This window comes from Aurantiacibacter suaedae (assembly GCF_005434915.1).
Lineage (GTDB): Bacteria > Pseudomonadota > Alphaproteobacteria > Sphingomonadales > Sphingomonadaceae > Alteraurantiacibacter > Alteraurantiacibacter suaedae.
On sequence record NZ_SKCG01000001.1, the window covers coordinates 169,072 to 186,635 of the forward strand.

The following is a 17,564-nucleotide window of genomic DNA, read 5'->3' on the forward strand; positions in this document are numbered from 1 at the left end:
CTGGACACAGGCCATGGCGCGCTCGCCAATGGTTACCGAAACGTTAACCTGCCTCGCCATGAGAAGAGCACTTGTCCTGACCTCCGAATCGGCACGCCACCCGTTCCGGGCCTCGCTGCCGCCCCATGTCTTCGCGCGAATGGGGGAGGTCGAGCGGTGCGTGCCCTGGCATGTTCGCCTAGGGCTCACCCGTGCGGATATCCAGAGTGCGGCCGCGACCTATTGCACGGGCTTCGTCGCCGTCTTCACCTTCTTCGCCTGAGCTGGCAGGATCAGACGCGGCGCGCGGCCTTTTCGGCTTGCCACAGCCGCCAGCCGAGCCAGGCCGAGATCACGCACATGCCTGCGCTGAGCAGCAGTTGCTCGGCCAGCGGAACGCCGACGAAGCTGAGCCCCAGCGCAATGACAGAGCCGATCACCATGGCCCCGGCATTGACAATGTTGTTTGCCGCCACCGTCCGGCTGGCCTCGCTTGTTTCCACCCGCGTGGTAAGGAAGGCGTAGAGCGGCACCACGAACATTCCGCCGAACACCGCGATCAGCAGCAGCGCGCCGAGCACCAGCCAGGCCATGGGGTGCGAGATGAACTCGCCGATATCGAGCAGGTCGGTGCTGCCGATGCTGGCGTTCCACGCACGGCAGACGAAATAGAACAGCGCCACCATTACTCCCATCACAATCACCGACGCGGGTGAAAAGCGCGCCGAGACATCGCCTTTGAGCAGCGCGTTGATCGCCACCGAGCCGATCGCGATGCCGATCGAGAAGACGACAAGGAACAAACTAGCCACCTCCTTGCTCGCCATCAGCACGTTCTTGGCCAGTGGCGGGAACTGGATGAACAGCACGGCGCCGATGGTCCAGAAGAAGCTGATCGCGAGAATGGCGTAGAACACCTCGCGGTTTTGCATCGTGCGGCGAACGATGCGGACCGAGGCGGTGAAGGGATTGAAATCGATCGGCTCGACCTTACCGATGGCGGGGGCAGACGGGATCTTGCGGCTGGAAACGAAGCCCAGCGCGGCGATTACGATTACCAGCACGGCGGCCACCTCGACCTCGATGAAGCCGGCGAGGATCGTTCCCGACATGATCGCGAGATAGGTCCCCGCCTCGACCAGTCCGGTTCCGGCCAGCACCTCTTTGGGTTGCAGGTGTTGCGGCAGGATCGAATATTTGATCGGACCCATGAAGGTTGAATGGATGCCCATCGCAAACAGCGCCAGCAGCATGAGCGGCAGAGCGACAACCTTGGTCAGCGCGCCTTGCCAGGCAAGCGTTAGCCCGACTGCGCCGACAAACATAATTCCGATCTCGGCCGCCTTGACGATCCGGATGATCTTCGCCTTGTCGCGCATGTCGGCCAGTTGCCCGGCCAGCGCCGACAGCAGGAAGAACGGCAGGATGAACAGGCCCGAGGCGACACCCGAAAACACCGTCTCCGCCGCGGCCGAATTGTAGACCGAGTAGACGACGAACAGCACCATGGCGTTCTTGTAGAGGTTGTCGTTGAAGGCGTTGAAAAGCTGGGTGACGAACAGCGGGCCGAAGCGTTGCTGCTTAAGAAGATAGGTCGAGGTTAGCATCTATGCCTTCGCGCTGCCTGCGGACTTTCACGCCCACGGGCGCTCCTTAGTGCCTTAGGGATTTACGATTGAATGCGCCAAGGCCTTTTTCCCATCGCAATATCGCACTAGGGGCAAGACATGCTGACGCTGCCCAACATTCTCACCATGAGCCGGATCGCGATGATCCCGCTGCTTGCCGCTCTTCTGTGGTGGCCGGGCTGGCACGCGGGCTATCTCGCCGCCTTCGCGCTTTATTGTGTGATGGGCATCACCGACTATTTCGACGGGATGCTGGCGCGCCAGAGCGGGCGGGTGTCGAAGCTGGGCATTTTCCTCGATCCGATTGCCGACAAGATCATGGTCGTCTCGGTGATCCTCGTGCTGGCGGCGATGGGGGTGCTGAACGGGCCTTATGCCGGTGATGTGCATGTGATCGCAGGGATGATCATCGTGATCCGCGAAATTGCCGTTTCTGGCCTGCGCGAGTTTCTCGGCGGTTTGCAGGTGAGCGTGCCGGTCAGCAAGCTGGCCAAGTGGAAGACGACCTTTCAGCTGATTTCACTCGGCTCACTGATCCTTGGCGAGGGGCTGCCCGGCTGGACTATCTTTGCCGACGGAATTGCCCACAACGTGCCGCACATCGTGGGTCTGTTCACCCTCTGGGGCGCAGCGGTGCTGACAGTGATTACCGGGTGGGATTACCTGCGGGTCGGCCTCAAGCACATGGATTGAAGCCGCTTGCGCCTAACCCTCGCGCAGTTCCTCGGCCAGCATCCGGAATTCTTCCTCACGCGGTGAATTGGCGCGCCAGACGAGTGCGATCTCGCGGCTGGTCTTCGCGCCTTTGAGCGGTCGGGCGACCACATTCGTGTCGTTCAGAATGCCTGCGTCGAGGGCCATTTTGGGCAGCATCGTGAGGCCCAGGCCGTTGTCGACCATCTGCACCAGCGTATGCAGCGAGGTGCCGATCATCGTCGCACTCGCACGCAGCTCGGGCCGGTTGCAGGCAGCGAGCGCGTGTTCCTTCAGGCAGTGCCCGTCTTCGAGCAGCATCAGCCGCGCCTCGTCGATCATCGCCGGCGGGATTTCGGCTGGCGGATCCCGGGGGTCGTTTTTGGGGAAGGCGACGTAGAGTTCATCGTCGCAGATCGTGGCCTTGGCCACTTCGCCGGTGGCGAAGGGCAGGGCGAGCAGAACACAGTCGGCGCGGCCGTGATGGAGCGATTCGATGGCGTGGTCGCTCGTCTCCTCGCGAAGAAACAGTTTTAGCTGCGGACGTTCCTTGCGCAGACGCGGGAGGATGCGGGGCAGCAGGAACGGGGCGATGGTGGGGATCACGCTCATGCGCAATTCGCCCGAGAGCGGCTGGCCAGCGGCCTGCACCAGCTCGCTCAGCTCCTCGGCCTCGCGCAGAAGGCGGTGCGCCTTGGCCACCACCTGATTGCCCAGCGGGGTAAACCGCACGACCCTGCGACTGCGCTCCACCAGCGTCACGCCGAGCAGGTTTTCGAGTTCACGGATGCCCGCCGATAGCGTCGACTGCGAGACGAAGCTGGCATCGGCGGCGCGGCCGAAATGGCCCGTTTCGTGCAGCGCGACCAGATATTGCAGCTGCTTGATGGTGGGGAGGTAGGTAGACATATCGTGACCTCCGACGTTGTGAAAACCTACTCCGCCACCGCCTGCGAGGCCATGTCGGCGTGAATATCGTCGATATGCGCCATTTTCAGCCGCCCTTTCTCGACCGCGAAAGCGAGCTTACCCTCGACCAGTTCCAGCGCATCGCGCCCGAACACCTCGTAGCGCCAGCCTTCGAGCACCGGCAGCTTGCGGATACCGGCGGCCAGCGCCTCCATCTCGTCAGAACGGGTAAGCAGGCGCGACGCGACATCGATCTCGCGGCAGCGGATTTTCAGCAGCAGCTTGAGCAGGTCGGCCACCAAAGCACCCTCCTTGCCAAGCGGAGCGCCGCGCCCTGCACGTTCGGGCAGCTCATCGCTGGGCAGCGGCTCGGCACCGGCCAGGACCTTCATTAGCCGTTTGCCAATATCGTTCTCTGCCCAGGCCTGCGACAGGCCGCGCACCTTGGCGAGATCGGCCTGCTTCTTGGGCGGGTGGCTGGCGATGTCGGCCAGCGTCTCGTCGCGGATTATGCGGCCGCGCGGAATGTCCTTGCCCTGCGCCTCGGTCTCGCGCCATGCGGCGAGCGCCTTAAGCCGCCCGAGCACTGCCGGATTTCGCCCCGGTGCGCGGATGCGCCGCCATGCCACCTCAAGATCGTTGGCATAGTTCGCCGGATCGGCCAGCTTCTCCATCTCGGCGTCGAGCCAGTGGCCGCGGTCGGTCTTGATCAGCTTTTTCAGGATGCGCGGGAAGATGTCGGCCAGATAGGTAACGTCGCCGATGGCATATTCGATCTGCCGCTCGGTCAGCGGGCGGCGGCTCCAGTCGGTGAAGCGCGCGCCCTTGTCGATGGTCTTGCCGAGCCAGCTTTCGACGAGGTTGGCATAGCCGATCTGCTCCGACTGGCTGATCGCCATCATCGCGATCTGGGTGTCGAAGATCGGGTGCGGCGTCTTACCGGTGAAGTTGTAGACGATCTCCACGTCCTGCCCGCCGGCATGGAAGACCTTGAGTACGTCTTCGTTCTCGCACAGCAAGTTCCACAAGGGCGTGAGGTCGATGCCCTTGGCCAGCGGATCGACCGCTGCGGCTTCCTCGCCATTGCCGATCTGGATCAGGCACAGCAGCGGATAATAGGTGTTCTCGCGCATGAACTCGGTGTCCACACAGACGAAATCGTGTTCTGCGAGCCGCTCGCACAGCTCGGCGAGTTCGGCGGACTTGGTAATCAGGGGATGGATCTTCATGTCTTTCCCATACATCGTTCGGACGGTTCACCGACCACCGGCACGCCCTTCGCCATAGCCATCGCCAGCGGTGCTGACCTTGACAAAGCGACTGGCTTGCCCTGTTAGCGCGCGCGTAAAGCACCGGCTTTGAGCGACCCTTGCTTACCGCGCTCTTAGCCCCTTAGTCCGCCTTTTGGAAAGAGTCCCCATGCACGCCTATCGTACTCACACTTGTGCCGCCCTGAACCAGAGTGACGTCGGGCAGAGCGTCCGCCTGTCGGGCTGGGTGCATAACAAGCGCGACCATGGCGGAGTGCTATTCGTCGACCTGCGCGACCATTACGGCATGACCCAGATCGTGGCCGACAGCGATTCCCCGGCGCTGCCGGTACTCGAAAAGCTGAAGCTGGAATCGGTCGTCACTATCGACGGCGATGTGAAGGCCCGCGCGCCCGAGGTGGTGAACCCGAACCTGCCAACCGGCGAGATCGAGGTGTTTGCGCGCGAGGTGACGATACAGAGCCGCGCCGAGGAGCTGCCGCTGATCGTCAACTCGGCGGAGGATTACCCGGAAGAAACGCGCCTGAAGTATCGCTTCGTCGATTTGCGCCGCGAGCGGGTTCACAACAACATCGTGCTGCGTTCGCAGGTGATTTCGAGCTTGCGCCAGCGGATGATCGCGCAAGGCTTCAACGAGTTTCAGACCCCGATCCTGGGCGCTTCGAGCCCCGAGGGCGCGCGCGACTATCTGGTGCCGAGCCGCCTGCATCCGGGCCGCTTCTATGCGCTGCCGCAGGCACCGCAGATGTTCAAGCAGCTGCTGATGGTGGCCGGCTTCGACCGCTACTTCCAGATCGCCCCGTGCTTCCGCGACGAAGACCTGCGCGCCGACCGCAGCCCCGAATTCTACCAGCTCGATTTCGAGATGAGCTTCGTCACGCAGGAAGATGTGTTCCAGGCCATCGAGCCGGTGCTCGCCGGCGTGTTCGAGGAATTCTCGGGCGGCAAGACGGTTACGCCTGCCGGTGAATTCCCGCGCATTCCTTACAAGGAAGCGATGCTGAAATATGGCAGCGACAAACCCGATCTGCGCAACCCGATCGAGATTTCGGATGTCTCGCACCACTTCACCAGTTCGGGCTTCGGCATCTTCGAGAAGATCGTTGGCGGCGGCGGTGTGGTCCGCGCGATCCCCGCGCCGAACACGGCGGAGAAGAGCCGCAAGTTCTTCGATGAGATGAACGACTGGTCGAAGAAGGAGGGCTTTGCCGGGCTCGGCTACGTCACCCGCAAAGGCGGCGAGTTCGGCGGGCCGATCGCCAAGAACCACGGCCCGGAAAACATGGCCAAGCTTTATGAGGAGCTTGGCCTTGGCGAGAATGACGGCCTGTTCTTCGCCGCGGGCAAGGAGAAGGACGCTGCCAAGCTGGCAGGCGCCGCGCGCACCCGCACCGGCGAAATCCTCGAACTGATCGAGGAGAACTGCTTCAAATTCTGCTGGATCGTCGACTTCCCGATGTTCGAGTACGACGAAGACCTCAAGAAGGTCGATTTCAGCCACAATCCGTTCTCGATGCCGCAGGGCGAGATGGATGCGCTGGAAAACTCCGACCCGCTCGATATTCTTGCCTGGCAATACGACATCGTCTGCAATGGCTATGAGCTGTCTTCCGGGGCGATCCGGAACCATCGCCCGGATATCATGTACAAAGCGTTCGAGATCGCCGGCTACACGCAGGAAGATGTCGATGCGAACTTCTCGGGCATGATCGAGGCGTTCAAACTGGGCGCGCCGCCGCATGGCGGCTCGGCACCAGGTATCGACCGTATCGTGATGCTGCTGGCCGATGAGCCGAACATTCGCGAGGTCATCGCTTTCCCGCTCAACCAGCGTGCGCAAGATCTGATGATGGGCGCGCCTTCGATGGTATCGGCACGGCAATTGCGCGACGTGCACATTCGCCTGTCGGGCGAAGCGGTCGAGGCGCAAAAAGAAGCGAGCACCGCCGAAAAGACCGATATGAACAGCAATGCCGCAGAGCGCGACGGAGAGTAGGCTGCTCGCAAGCGGCTGAGATTCGGCAAGCTCCAAAAGAACAGGGCGCGATCTTTGTATAGATCGCGCCCTGTCTTTTTAGCGGAATTGAGGATTACACTTTATCAGTCGAACTGCTTGGCAATCATATCGCCGAAGCGCTCGCCTTCGCAGATTTCGGCATAACACTGCTGCACTACCGAGCGTGAACTTGCGTCCAAATCGTCATCTTTCAGCGCGGCTTCGAACTTCTTACGCAGATAGTCCTCTCCTTCTTCGACCCGCTCTGCGGCGGCCTCGTCATTGTCTTCGAAGGCGTTAGTGATGTCGAGCCAGAGCTGATGAGCTTCGCCAGTAAGCGTGCCCTTCGTGACCAGTTCGCCGCCTTGACGCTGAATTTCGCCATTTAACGCAGCGACGGTCTTTTCGCGCTCGGATCGCCGCAGGTTGAGCGCTTGCTTGAGCTGAGGATTGTTGGCCTTCTCGGCGGCGTTGGTATAACCTTCGATGGAATCGAAAGCGGTGTCGGTAAGCGTTTTGAGCACGGTGTTGGCAGACATAAAAACTCTCCTCGAAACAGGTTCTTATCCCATCAACGAGAGGCGAGAGCTTTATATCCCTGACTAACCTTCCTTTGCGCACGGCTTGTCGCTTTTGATCCGCAATGCGGCGATTGCGCATTCAGAACCATGGTCGGCAGGGGATCATTTGCACCATGGTCTGCTGGACGCACTTGCAAGCTTCGTCAGGCTTCACTAGGGCCGGATGCAATTCAACCTTATTGCTTCAAGAGGGCATAATATGAGCGATATCGCGGACCGCGTTAAGAAGATCGTTGTCGAGAACCTCGGCGTCGAGGAAGAGAAAGTTACCCCCGACGCGAGCTTCATCGACGATCTGGGCGCCGACAGCCTCGACATTGTCGAGCTGGTGATGGCGTTCGAAGAGGAATTCGGTGTCGAAATCCCCGACGATGCGGCTGAGAAGATCAACACCGTCGGCGATGCCATCAAATACATCGAAGAACATACCGACTGAGGTCGGACCGCCTCGTTCGCGAAAGGTCCGCCCGATCGTGGACGGGGATCAAAGGCTCAGCCAAAACGGCTGGGCCTTTTGTGATTGTGGAGAGCTACTATGCGGCGTGTTGTCGTAACCGGATTGGGGCTTGTCACGCCACTGGGCGCTGACGTGGAAACGACCTGGGCCAACCTGATTGCAGGCAAGAGCGGGATCGGCACGATCACCCGCTTCGATACTACGGGTCAGAAGTGCCTCATCGCTGGCGAGGTAAAGCCGGCGGATCATGACTATGGCTTCGATCCGAACAAGCGGGTCGATCACAAGGTACAGCGCCAGGTCGATCCCTTCATCGTTTATGGTATCGATGCCGCAGGGCAGGCAATCGAGGACGCGGGCCTGGAAGACATGCCCGAAGAGATGCGCCTGCGCGCGGGCTGTTCGATCGGCTCGGGCATTGGCGGTTTGCCGGGCATTGAGAGCGAATCGATCAACCTGCACGAACGCGGGCCGGGCCGTGTCTCGCCCCACTTCGTGCATGGCCGCCTGATCAACCTCGTTTCGGGCCAGGTCTCGATCAAATACGGGCTGATGGGGCCGAACCACGCAGTGGTCACCGCCTGCTCCACCGGCGCGCACTCGATTGGCGATGCTGCCCGCATGATCCGCGACGACGATGCCGACATCATGCTCGCCGGAGGCGCGGAAGGCACGATCAACCCCCTCGGCGTGGCGGGCTTTGCACAGGCACGCGCGCTCAACTGCTCGATGAACGACCGCCCGACCGAGGCCAGCCGTCCTTACGACAAAGACCGCGACGGCTTCGTGATGGGCGAGGGCGCGGGCGTGGTTGTGCTCGAGGAATACGAGCACGCCAAGGCGCGCGGCGCGAAGATCTATGCCGAAGTGGTCGGCTATGGCCTTTCGGGCGATGCCTATCACGTCACCGCCCCGCACCCGGAAGGCAAGGGCGCGGAAAACTCGATGCGCATGGCACTGCGCAAGGCAGGAATGGGGCCGGGCGATATCGACTATGTCAACGCCCACGGCACCTCGACCATGGCCGACACCATCGAGCTGGCGGCGGTCAAGCGCGTGCTGGGCGACGACCTTGGTGGCGCGTCGATGAGTTCCACCAAGAGCGCGATCGGCCACCTCCTGGGTGGTGCTGGCGCGGTGGAGAGCATTTTCTGCATCCTCGCCATGCGTGACGGCGTGGTTCCGCCTACGCTCAACTTGCACAACCCGGATGAGGGGACCGACGGCGTCGACCTGGTGCCGCTGGAGGCCAAGAAGCGCGAAGTGCGCGCGGTGCTTAACAACAGCTTCGGCTTCGGTGGCACCAACGCCTCGCTGGTGATGAAGAAGGTAGACTGACATGCGCCTGCTCGGCGGACTGCTGCTCGCTGCTGTTCTGGTCGCGGTGGCTGTCGTCGGGTGGGGCGCCTGGGGCTGGTATGGCGCCTCGACGGTAGAGGAGGATACATCCTTCATCGTGCCGTCGGGCGCCTCGCTGTCCTCGGTGGCCGACAAGCTCGAAGACGAAGGCCTGATCGGTTCTGCGGAAATGTTCACCTTGCGCGCCAAGCTGCTGGGCAGCGGCGACCCGATCAAGGCGGGCGAGTTCCTGATCTCTGGGGGCGCAAGCGGGTCGGCGATCCTCTCGAAACTGCAAAGCAACGACGTGCTGCGCCGTTACGTGACGATCCCCGAGGGCATGCCTTCGATCCTCGTCTACGAAACCTTGATGGCCGAGCCGCTGCTTACCGGCGAGATCGAGATCCCTGCCGAGGGTTCGGTGCTGCCCGAAAGTTACGATTTCCAGCGTGGCGAGAGCCGGCAGGCGGTGCTTGACCGGATGCAGTCGGCCATGACCGCAGCGCTGGCTGAGGAATGGGAAAAGCGCGGGCCCAACGCTGCCGTGAGCACGCCGCGCGAGGCCCTCATTCTCGCTTGTATCGTCGAAAAGGAAACCGCGCTGCCCGCAGAGCGGACGAAAGTCGCCGGGCTTTATTCCAATCGGTTGCGGCAGGGTATCATGCTGCAGGCCGATCCCACGATTATCTATCCGATCACCAAGGGCAAGCCGCTTGGGCGGCGCATCCGCCAGTCGGAAATCGCGGCGGTGAACGACTATAACACCTATTCGATGCTGGGCCTGCCCAAGGCGCCGATCACCAATCCGGGGCGGGCGAGCATTGCCGCCGTGCTCAACCCTGCAGAGACTAGCGCGCTCTACATGGTGGCGGATGGCAGCGGCGGCCATGCCTTCGCCGATACCATCGAAGAGCACAATGCCAACGTCGAGAAGTGGTATGCGCTGCGCCGTGAGCGGGGCGAGATGTGAGCCCGGACCGGGCAGGGGGTGACACAGGCGGACCCGCTCCGTTGATCGTCACCGCGCTCCTGCCCGAAAGCCTGCAATCGCGCGCCGACCAGCTGCGGCAGGCGCACTTTCCGCCAGAGCGCAACTTTCTTAAGGCGCACGTTACGCTGTTCCACGCGCTGCCGCCAAGCTGTGAGGGTGAGGTGCGCGCGGTGCTGGCCGAGCTGGTGCGCGAACACGCCCCCGTTCCGGCCTATCTGACCGGCGTGATGAAGCTGGGGCGGGGCACGGCGCTTGGTATAGAGAGCGAGGCGATGCTGGCGCTGTGGGAGCGTCTTGCGGACCGCTTTCATGGGTTGCTCACTCCGCAGGACGAGCATCGTCCGCGCCTGCATGTGACAATTCAGAACAAGGTTTCTTTGGAGGAAGCCAAAGCGCTTCAGGCCGAGCTTACGCCGCGAATTCTGCCGCGCGAGTTCGCCTTTCGCGGCTTTGGCTTATACGCCTACCGGGGCGGGCCGTGGGAGCGCTTGCGCGACTTTTCGTTCCGCGGCCAGGCGCGTGTCGACGACTGATTTGCAAAGAGCGAAAAGGCAGGGTTGACCGCCGCCTCAGGGCGACCTAAAGGGCGCGCCTTGCCAGCGTGTTTGCAGCGCAAACCTGCGATGGCAACCATGGTATGGCGGAGTAGCTCAGCCGGTTAGAGCAGCGGAATCATAATCCGCGTGTCGGGGGTTCGAGTCCCTCCTCCGCTACCATCGCAATCAGATCTCAGTTTCGCGTAATATGCTGCCTGACACGCCGCGGGGATCCGCAGAGAGGTTGGTCATCATTCGATGATGGCAGACGCGCTTTCCAAGCAGGTGTAAGCGAGCGTCAAGTCGTCGGGGTCTGGAAGGTTTCAGTGCTCCGCGACGGAGTCTTTTCGCTACTTGCGATCACCTGCGCCATGCTGCGTCCAGCAGTACGTGGTTTATTTACCGCTCATTCGACTGCTTGATACTGTCGGAGGGGGCGGATGGAATGGAGGCGCCTGCATGGCCTCTCTGGTTCATATCGTGAACCCCTTTTGCTGTATGCAAATATAGGCTGGGCGGTGCTGTTTATTACAGCACCGCACGGTGAGAAATGCAGCGCCGGCCCTCCAACACAGACTTGGTTTTTTAGCCCAGGAGTTGGGGGCAACGAAATGCCCGCGAAGATCCTCACCATCGAGGGGCACATGGCCTAGCCATACCCCTCAACTGGTTCCGACGATTATCGGTCTAGAACAATACACGGATACCCGCGTTGACCGTTTCAGCGCTAGCCTTTGCGTTGAAATGGATCTCGCCCTGAGCGAAAAACTCTATCTTTTGCGACGCTGCCCAATTCACGCCAGCGCCAACGTGGGCGAGCGTTTTTTCGCGCATGGCTCCGGCGACGGTGAAGCTCTTGGAACTACCGCCGAACGCGGCGCTGGCGCGTAATGCGTCGCCAGAAACACGCTGCTGTACACCCAGCATAAGGTTGGGCTGCACGCGTGTTTGCCGATCCAGTTCGAACCTCACATCGGCCGAGACAAAGGTTGCCTGGTGGTCGCGAGCGGAGACTTGCAAACCAAAAACCTCGCTGCCGCTTTCCTGAGCACCGGCCCGGTTAGTCCTCACGTGGCTCAGGGTCAGCTGCGGCCCCGCCTTCCAGCCAGTGGAGCCAAGCCCAAACGAATAGGCCGCGTAGCCGTCGAACGTGAGGCTATGAAGGTCATAAGTGCTTTCCAGCAAACTTGCATCGAACAAGGCCCGCCGGGTGGTGGCCGAACTTGCGTCCCAGATGACGGAGCTGCCCAGCTGAAGACTGCCAACAGAGTAGCCAAGCGTGCCTCCCACGAAGGTCCCGCTGGTGCTCGTCCGCGTCCCTAGGGCGGAAATGGACTGATGGCCATACGCCCGCCCGCCAAAGGCCGCGACGGTAAGATTCTGGAAGCGATAGCCTAGGCCCGCCAGCATGCCACCAAGATCGTTGTCGGCATCCGACGTGCCCGCACGCCCGGCCAGCTGATTCGACGCACCAAGCCCCATGCCCATTGCGAAAAGTCCTGCCCGCGCACCTGATGCCTTGATGTCGGATCGCACTGCCGAGGCAATTGCCAGGCCATCGTCGATGCCAACCTGTGCGGCCGAAGCATAAGCTTCGGGATGCAAGGTTGCGATGGCGGCGCCAAATGCCCTGCCGCCTATGTCTGCCAGCGTCGGCACTGCGGCGTAAAACGCCTCGCTTCCGCTGCCATCTTCCATCATCGCATTGATCCGCGCCACCGTGGCCGTAAGTGGCGCACTAGCTCCGGCAGGGGCCAGAAGAGTGTTGGTAAGGACAAGCGATTCACCTTCCTGACGTACGAAGCCATAGACTTGCGAACTCTTGGTGATCGTGGCGAAGCTGCCTGAGATGCCGCCGATAGACGATATCAGGGTATATGCCGGAGTGCCTGCTTTGTAAGCGCGCCTGCCGCTCAACTCCAAAGTGGCCCTGTTCGCGATTGTGGTTGAGCCCAAAACCAGGATGGCATCGCTCTGTGCCTCAGTCATCTCGAAATAGGTTGTCGATCCGGACGCAAGCGAGAGATCGCCGTCAATTGTCATCGTACCCGGCGAGGCGCCGGGCGAAAGTGTACCAGCGACATCGACATTGCCGATAACGGTGCCCGCACTGCCAAATGTCGCCCCTCTGGCGACGCGAATGCCGCCCGGCGCCCGCAGTGTGGAACCTGCCGCACCGATCAGGCGGCCACCCTCAACCGAGACGCTGTCGAACGCAACCTCGCCAGCGTACTCGCCAGTTCCGCTGCCCATCACGAATTCTTCAAAGCTGGTGTATGGGGCAAGGTCCAGCGTGTCGCGTGCCTGGTCAGAACCCGCGAGGTAGAAGGCCAAGCGATCATAACCGGCGCCGCCATTGACAGTCCCGGTCACCGACGACCCTGAATAAAACTCGTAGGTGTCGTCGCCCCCGCCAAGCACAACGTCACCGATAATGAGCCCGTGGTTGATTAGGGTTTCGGCGCCATCACTACCAGTAAGCGCCACCGAACCCTGAGTTTGCAGAGTGGAGCCAGCGGCGAGCTCGAACGAGGCACCAGAGGCGATCTGAAGAGTTTCGACGGGCATCACCCCGTTGGTCGTAATCTCTCCGGTGCCAGTAAGCCTGAAGGCTTCGAAATTGATGAAAGGGGCGAAGCTCGCAGCACTCAATGTGCCACCGCCAGTGATGTCGAAGGCGAGGGTGTCGAGGCCGTCGCCGCCATCGGCAGTTCCATCGAATACTGCGGAGAGCAACTGGGTGAAAGTGTCATCTCCTGCCCCAAGCCAGACATCGCCCGCGATTGTGCCGGTATTGGCGATCGCGTCATTGCCGCTGCCGAGATCGATCGAGCCCGAGATCGTCCCGCTATTGGTGATCGTGTCGGCTGCCTCGCCAAACGTTTGGATCGCGCCTGCAAAGCGCGTCGTGCCAGCCTCAAGGGCAGCACGATCATTGTCCGCCAAGACGAAGCCGACACTGCCCGAGATTGTACCTGTATTCGTCAGATCGAGCCCACCGCGTGTTCGGATCGCCGTGCTCAGTGATCCGCTAGCCCTAATGGTTCCGGCATTGACGATCGTGCTTATCTGGGCGCTCGAACTATCGCCCTCGATCGATATTGCGCTTGCGACACCGGTAATCGGGACCTCGACGTATGCAAAACCGCCGTCCGGTAGCCGGGTCCAATTGTAGAAATAGCCCGAATAACCAGAACCGTCGTTGCCGATCGTCCCTCCGTTGGAAAGCCTGATGGTCCCGCTACCGCCTGCCTCGAGATTTAGCGCTGCACTTCCCCAATACGACGATGAAATAGTTCCCGAATTGGCAATCGTCAGCGAATAGGTGTTTGGCGACCCCTCGTTAGTGATTAGAACTCCTCTATCCAGCGTCATCGTACCGCTGTTGGTGAAAGATAGATTCGGTAACTCAGCGTCTTCCGCGAAACGGTACGCGAGAACTGCATCGGCACCGGTAATTGATCCGCTGTTGGTAAAGCTACCGCTTGCCAGATCGGTGGCGTAAATAGTGAGCGCTGAATAGTTCATTCCAGCGGCAATCGTCCCGCTGTTCGCGAACGCGAATTGCCCGGTGGCCGTCTGGTAAACCGCTGCTCCAAGGCGGATATCCGAACCAATCATCCCGGTGTTGGTCAGCGATACGACGTTCAGCGAAATCCCGCCTGCGACATCCGCTTCGTTCACAAGGCTGGCAAGCGGAGCCTTCAAGTCGGCCAAGAGTTCCGAATTGCTCGAGAAATAGAAACCGGTCAGGCTGCCTTTGGTCGAAGCCTGATTTACAATTTGGCCATTTCCGGCAACGAGTAAGTCATGTTCCAGCATTGCTTCGCTGGTTATCGTAGTGACCGTATCACTACCCAATGAGCCCGCGAACTCGTGCTCGAAGCCGGTTGGAAGGTCGCCACCCAGCGCGACGGTCCCGCTTGCGGGCAGGACATGGCCGACAGAGTCATCGCCATTGCCGCCATCGATTGTGCCGCTGACACCGAAGCCGGATCCGGTTTCGATGAGGATGTCGCTGCCCGAACCGAACAGGAGATCGCCTTCGATGGTGCCGCCATCGGCGAAGTAGGTTCCGCTCGTCGCCGAATAGCCGTAGCTTGACCAGCCCAGATTGACATCACCGACAATTTTACCGGCGTTGCGCACAGTTCCGCCGCTCGACTGGATCGCGACGCCATCCTCGCCTGTGATAATTCCTTCGGCCGTGTTGGCGATACTTGAGTTGTAGCCGTAGGTGAACTGGATTGCCGCCGATCCAGTGCTCGAAATAGTTCCGGAGTTAGTAACGAGTGTATTCTCATAGCCATCGATGGCGAGACCACTTGCCGTGATGATTCCCGAGTTCTCGATATTCTCGGAGCCGTAAATTCCGGTGCCGCCATTGGCTGTAATCGTGCCTGTATTTATGACGGAGGCATTCCAGATCGCCGATAGTGTGTTGTAGGTGACGTCCCGCAAATCGGTAAGCGTAACAGTTCCGGTATTGGTGAACACATCGTTCGAACCGAGGACCACGGCGGCAGCTGGGTAAAGCTTGGGATTATAAATTGTTGCCGAGATCATGCCGTGGCTGATTACGTTAAGTGCTCGCGATTCGCTTGAATACTCGTATGCCGAAATCATAGCAGTGCCTGAGAGCGCTCCGGTATCAATAACCTCTATATCCAAAGTGAGGTCGACACTTCCGACGCCGGACACAAGCAATTGTGAGGTGTAGGTTTCATCGGTCTTCAGCGTCAGAGCGGCATCGTCGTGCAACTGAAAGCCGACCGATGAAAAACCCTGGGGCAATGCAAGAAGGGCACTTGTGTCACTGTTGACCTCGTAGCGCAGATGCGAATTCGAGGCGCTTACAGTTCCGTTTATGCCGGCAAAATCTCCATCGCCCTTATTGTTTATCGAGGTCACGAGAAAGTCGCCGTTGCCCAGTGCCAAGTTTCCGTTGAGGATACCACCTTCGAGGGCGTAGAAAGTATTGTTGTTACCGTAGAACGAGGCGTAGGTCTGGCCGAAGGAAACATCACCCTCAATCACGCCGGCATTGTAGACGCGGGCGTTCCAGAGCCGTGACGAAGCGGGAGCAATGGCCATGACGTCACCTGTCACGGTGGCACCAGCCCTGTTATCAAGAATGCCGGAGTTACTAAGGGCAATGCCTGTCCCTGATGAGAAAATTGTGCCGGTGTTGATGAGGGCCGCGCCGAGCGCTACACCAACGGCCTTCCCCTCGATGGTTCCACTGTTGGTCAGAGCATCGCCGTAAGAGCCCGAAAGCTCCATACCAATCCCGTCGCTTGAATGGATGGTGCCCGAGTTTACAGCGGGTCCGCTGATGTGGAGCTTAACGGCTGTGTCTACGGCATCGATCGCACCTGAGTTTGTAAACTCATAGGTATAGAGATTGACACCTCCACCTTGCGAAACAATCGTCCCCGAATTGGAAAAACGATCTACGGGCGATAGGTCGAGAGCGTAATCTCCCGACATCCCGGCGCTGGTGATAGTGCCCGCGTTCTCAAGTGAGGGTCTTCCTGATACAATCCACCATTGTGTGGAGATAACGACCCCATCGCCAGTAAGGCTCGTTTCGTTTCGAACAGTTCCAGGACCGCCAACAACCATCGTGTCAGCACTTGAGAAGCCATCGGCCAGAGTGACTGTCACACCGCTGCTGGCCGCCAGCACGATGTTCTCGAAGTTTGTCGGCAGCACGATCTCGGCGTCGAGCGTCCGATCGGCCGTGAAATCGAGCTGGACCAAGTCGCTCCCGGCTCCGCCATCAATCGCCCCGGTAACGCCTGTGACCAGCTCTCCCTCGTCGGTGTAAAGAGCATGGAGCACATCCTGTCCTGCGCCGAAGATTAGATCGCCGGTGATCGTTCCTTTCGTCGAATCGACGTTGCTCCCATCAATGCCAATGTTCGAGCTCGAACCGGCCAGGATGTCGCCGATGATTGTGCCCTCATTGATTAAGGTTAGGGTCTCGGAAACAGAGATCGCCGTTCCCGTCGACCGGATCGTTCCGCCCGCCTCGTTTTTGATATATGCAGACGCTGTTTCCATGACCATTCCGGTTCCAAGGTTGGCCACTGTCCCTGCATTGGTGAGCGACAGGCTGCGGCCCGAGGTCAAGGTGCTGCCCTGCGCTGACGTGATCGTACCGCCTATATTGTTGGTCACACGCACATAATAGTCGCTGCTTCCTGAGATCGCGGCTCCGCTCCCGGTGTTTGCGATCTCGCCGCTGTTCGTGATTTCCATGTTCAGGTTATCAATTGTGGCAGGCAGGCCGGATGAGACGATGCTGCCAGAGTTCGTAATCGCTCGCGAATAGGCTTGAGTTTGTCCACTGAGGGCGATCGCGCTGCCAGAGCTGCCGTCGATCAGGCCCGCGTTGTCTATCGTCCCAAATGCGCCGGACAGGCCATAGATCGTGCCGGTGGACCGATTGGTGACTTCGGTGAAGGTAACGGACCTACCTTGCGACAAGACTGCGGCTCCAGCGGTCCCGCTGATCGTTCCAGCATTGTCCAGTGTGCCGAACGTATAGCCGGTCCCTTCGGTAACCGGCCCAAGCAAGATGCCGTGGGAACCGGTGACTGAGCCAGTTTCACCCACGGTGATATCGGTCTCGGTGGATATCCAGTAGCCAGAAAGCAGTGTGCCCTCGGTCAGGGCGATGCCTGCGGAAGAACCCCCATCAACAGAACCGTTTACCTGTATGGTAGCGGTGCGCTCGCTTACGCTGATTGGGGCGTCGATCGCTACGGTAATGGCTGGGCCTGACGAAGGCGAGACGCTTGCACCGTCTTCGACGAGAACGGTCGTCGCGTTGGTGGTAACGGTCAGCCCGTCGGCATCTGTGCCCGCGCAGATAGTGGTCGAGGACTCCAGCGTAGGATCAGGAGAACAGGCTGCGCTGGCGGGATTGGAAACGACGACTGAGCTGCAACCAATCGCAATTACGCTGCACGCACGCAGATAACCTGCGCGCGACTGAACCTTTGTCGTCATAATCTTCGAGCAACCCCTGCAATCACCCCAAACCCAGGATTCTGGATATCGAATTCACTGCAGCGAATTTGGACGAGGCGCAATCCTGCAATGCAATAATTTAGTGATAATTTGCGATATCTGCACGAGGTGTCCCTGATTGGAGCGCGTCCATTTCTAATGCTTGTG

The 17,564-nt window shown here is 60.2% G+C and carries 12 protein-coding genes and 1 tRNA gene; 8 read left to right on the forward strand and 5 right to left on the reverse strand.

Features of this window, described 5'->3' with window-relative positions:
• Positions 1–58: 58 nt before the first annotated feature.
• Complete coding sequence (locus E0473_RS15450) at positions 59–262, forward strand: hypothetical protein (RefSeq protein ID WP_137678988.1); 204 nt, start codon at positions 59–61, stop codon at positions 260–262.
• Positions 263–272: 10 nt separating this feature from the next.
• On the opposite strand, the gene E0473_RS00880 is transcribed toward E0473_RS15450, so the two are convergent.
• A complete protein-coding gene (locus E0473_RS00880) occupies positions 273–1,586 on the reverse strand; it encodes an MFS transporter (RefSeq protein ID WP_137678989.1) in 1,314 nt (437 codons plus the stop codon).
• A 120-nt stretch (positions 1,587–1,706) separates the two neighbouring features.
• Here E0473_RS00880 and pgsA point away from each other — a divergent pair, with 120 nt between their 5' ends.
• Positions 1,707–2,300, forward strand: a complete 594-nt coding sequence (pgsA, locus tag E0473_RS00885; protein ID WP_137678990.1) for a CDP-diacylglycerol--glycerol-3-phosphate 3-phosphatidyltransferase — start codon at positions 1,707–1,709, stop codon at positions 2,298–2,300.
• Positions 2,301–2,312: 12 nt separating this feature from the next.
• On the opposite strand, the gene E0473_RS00890 is transcribed toward pgsA, so the two are convergent.
• Positions 2,313–3,209, reverse strand: a complete 897-nt coding sequence (locus tag E0473_RS00890; protein ID WP_137678991.1) for a hydrogen peroxide-inducible genes activator — start codon at positions 3,207–3,209, stop codon at positions 2,313–2,315.
• Positions 3,210–3,235: 26 nt separating this feature from the next.
• Positions 3,236–4,438, reverse strand: a complete 1,203-nt coding sequence (rnd, locus tag E0473_RS00895; protein ID WP_137678992.1) for a ribonuclease D — start codon at positions 4,436–4,438, stop codon at positions 3,236–3,238.
• 190 nt (positions 4,439–4,628) lie between these two features.
• Between rnd and aspS the strand changes: the two genes are divergently transcribed.
• Positions 4,629–6,476 (forward strand): aspartate--tRNA ligase, encoded by a 1,848-nt coding sequence (aspS, locus tag E0473_RS00900; protein ID WP_137678993.1) that lies wholly within the window; start codon positions 4,629–4,631, stop codon positions 6,474–6,476.
• A 104-nt stretch (positions 6,477–6,580) separates the two neighbouring features.
• On the opposite strand, the gene E0473_RS00905 is transcribed toward aspS, so the two are convergent.
• Positions 6,581–7,015 (reverse strand): ferritin-like domain-containing protein, encoded by a 435-nt coding sequence (locus E0473_RS00905; protein WP_137678994.1) that lies wholly within the window; start codon positions 7,013–7,015, stop codon positions 6,581–6,583.
• Positions 7,016–7,256: 241 nt separating this feature from the next.
• On the opposite strand from E0473_RS00905, the gene E0473_RS00910 reads away from it, so the two are divergent.
• The 5 genes from E0473_RS00910 to E0473_RS00930 all read left to right on the forward strand — a co-directional run bounded on the left by E0473_RS00910 (position 7,257) and on the right by E0473_RS00930 (position 10,559).
• Positions 7,257–7,493: an acyl carrier protein gene (locus E0473_RS00910; protein ID WP_119591335.1), complete on the forward strand. Its 237-nt coding sequence runs from the start codon at positions 7,257–7,259 to the stop codon at positions 7,491–7,493.
• 99 nt (positions 7,494–7,592) lie between these two features.
• Positions 7,593–8,852 (forward strand): beta-ketoacyl-ACP synthase II, encoded by a 1,260-nt coding sequence (gene fabF / locus E0473_RS00915; protein WP_137678995.1) that lies wholly within the window; start codon positions 7,593–7,595, stop codon positions 8,850–8,852.
• Between the two features lies 1 nt (position 8,853).
• Entirely contained in the window at positions 8,854–9,822 is a 969-nt protein-coding gene (gene mltG, locus E0473_RS00920; protein WP_137678996.1) for an endolytic transglycosylase MltG, read from the forward strand.
• Positions 9,823–9,863: 41 nt separating this feature from the next.
• On the forward strand, positions 9,864–10,376 hold the full coding sequence (locus tag E0473_RS00925) for a 2'-5' RNA ligase family protein (protein ID WP_241657271.1): 513 nt from the start codon (positions 9,864–9,866) through the stop codon (positions 10,374–10,376).
• 106 nt (positions 10,377–10,482) lie between these two features.
• Positions 10,483–10,559, forward strand: a tRNA-Met gene (locus E0473_RS00930).
• A 507-nt stretch (positions 10,560–11,066) separates the two neighbouring features.
• Here E0473_RS00930 and E0473_RS00935 read toward each other — a convergent pair.
• Positions 11,067–17,396 (reverse strand): hypothetical protein, encoded by a 6,330-nt coding sequence (locus E0473_RS00935; protein WP_137678998.1) that lies wholly within the window; start codon positions 17,394–17,396, stop codon positions 11,067–11,069.
• Positions 17,397–17,564 lie beyond the last annotated feature (168 nt).

What these genes read in the sequence shown, in the direction of transcription:
- E0473_RS15450 (WP_137678988.1), top strand. Translation starts at nt 59, where the DNA reads ATGAGAAGAGCACTTGTCCTGACCTCCGAATCGGCACGCCACCCGTTC.
- E0473_RS00880 (WP_137678989.1), bottom strand. Translation starts at nt 1,586, where the DNA reads ATGCTAACCTCGACCTATCTTCTTAAGCAGCAACGCTTCGGCCCGCTG.
- pgsA (WP_137678990.1), top strand. Translation starts at nt 1,707, where the DNA reads ATGCTGACGCTGCCCAACATTCTCACCATGAGCCGGATCGCGATGATC.
- E0473_RS00890 (WP_137678991.1), bottom strand. Translation starts at nt 3,209, where the DNA reads ATGTCTACCTACCTCCCCACCATCAAGCAGCTGCAATATCTGGTCGCG.
- rnd (WP_137678992.1), bottom strand. Translation starts at nt 4,438, where the DNA reads ATGAAGATCCATCCCCTGATTACCAAGTCCGCCGAACTCGCCGAGCTG.
- aspS (WP_137678993.1), top strand. Translation starts at nt 4,629, where the DNA reads ATGCACGCCTATCGTACTCACACTTGTGCCGCCCTGAACCAGAGTGAC.
- E0473_RS00905 (WP_137678994.1), bottom strand. Translation starts at nt 7,015, where the DNA reads ATGTCTGCCAACACCGTGCTCAAAACGCTTACCGACACCGCTTTCGAT.
- E0473_RS00910 (WP_119591335.1), top strand. Translation starts at nt 7,257, where the DNA reads ATGAGCGATATCGCGGACCGCGTTAAGAAGATCGTTGTCGAGAACCTC.
- fabF (WP_137678995.1), top strand. Translation starts at nt 7,593, where the DNA reads ATGCGGCGTGTTGTCGTAACCGGATTGGGGCTTGTCACGCCACTGGGC.
- mltG (WP_137678996.1), top strand. Translation starts at nt 8,854, where the DNA reads ATGCGCCTGCTCGGCGGACTGCTGCTCGCTGCTGTTCTGGTCGCGGTG.
- E0473_RS00935 (WP_137678998.1), bottom strand. Translation starts at nt 17,396, where the DNA reads ATGACGACAAAGGTTCAGTCGCGCGCAGGTTATCTGCGTGCGTGCAGC.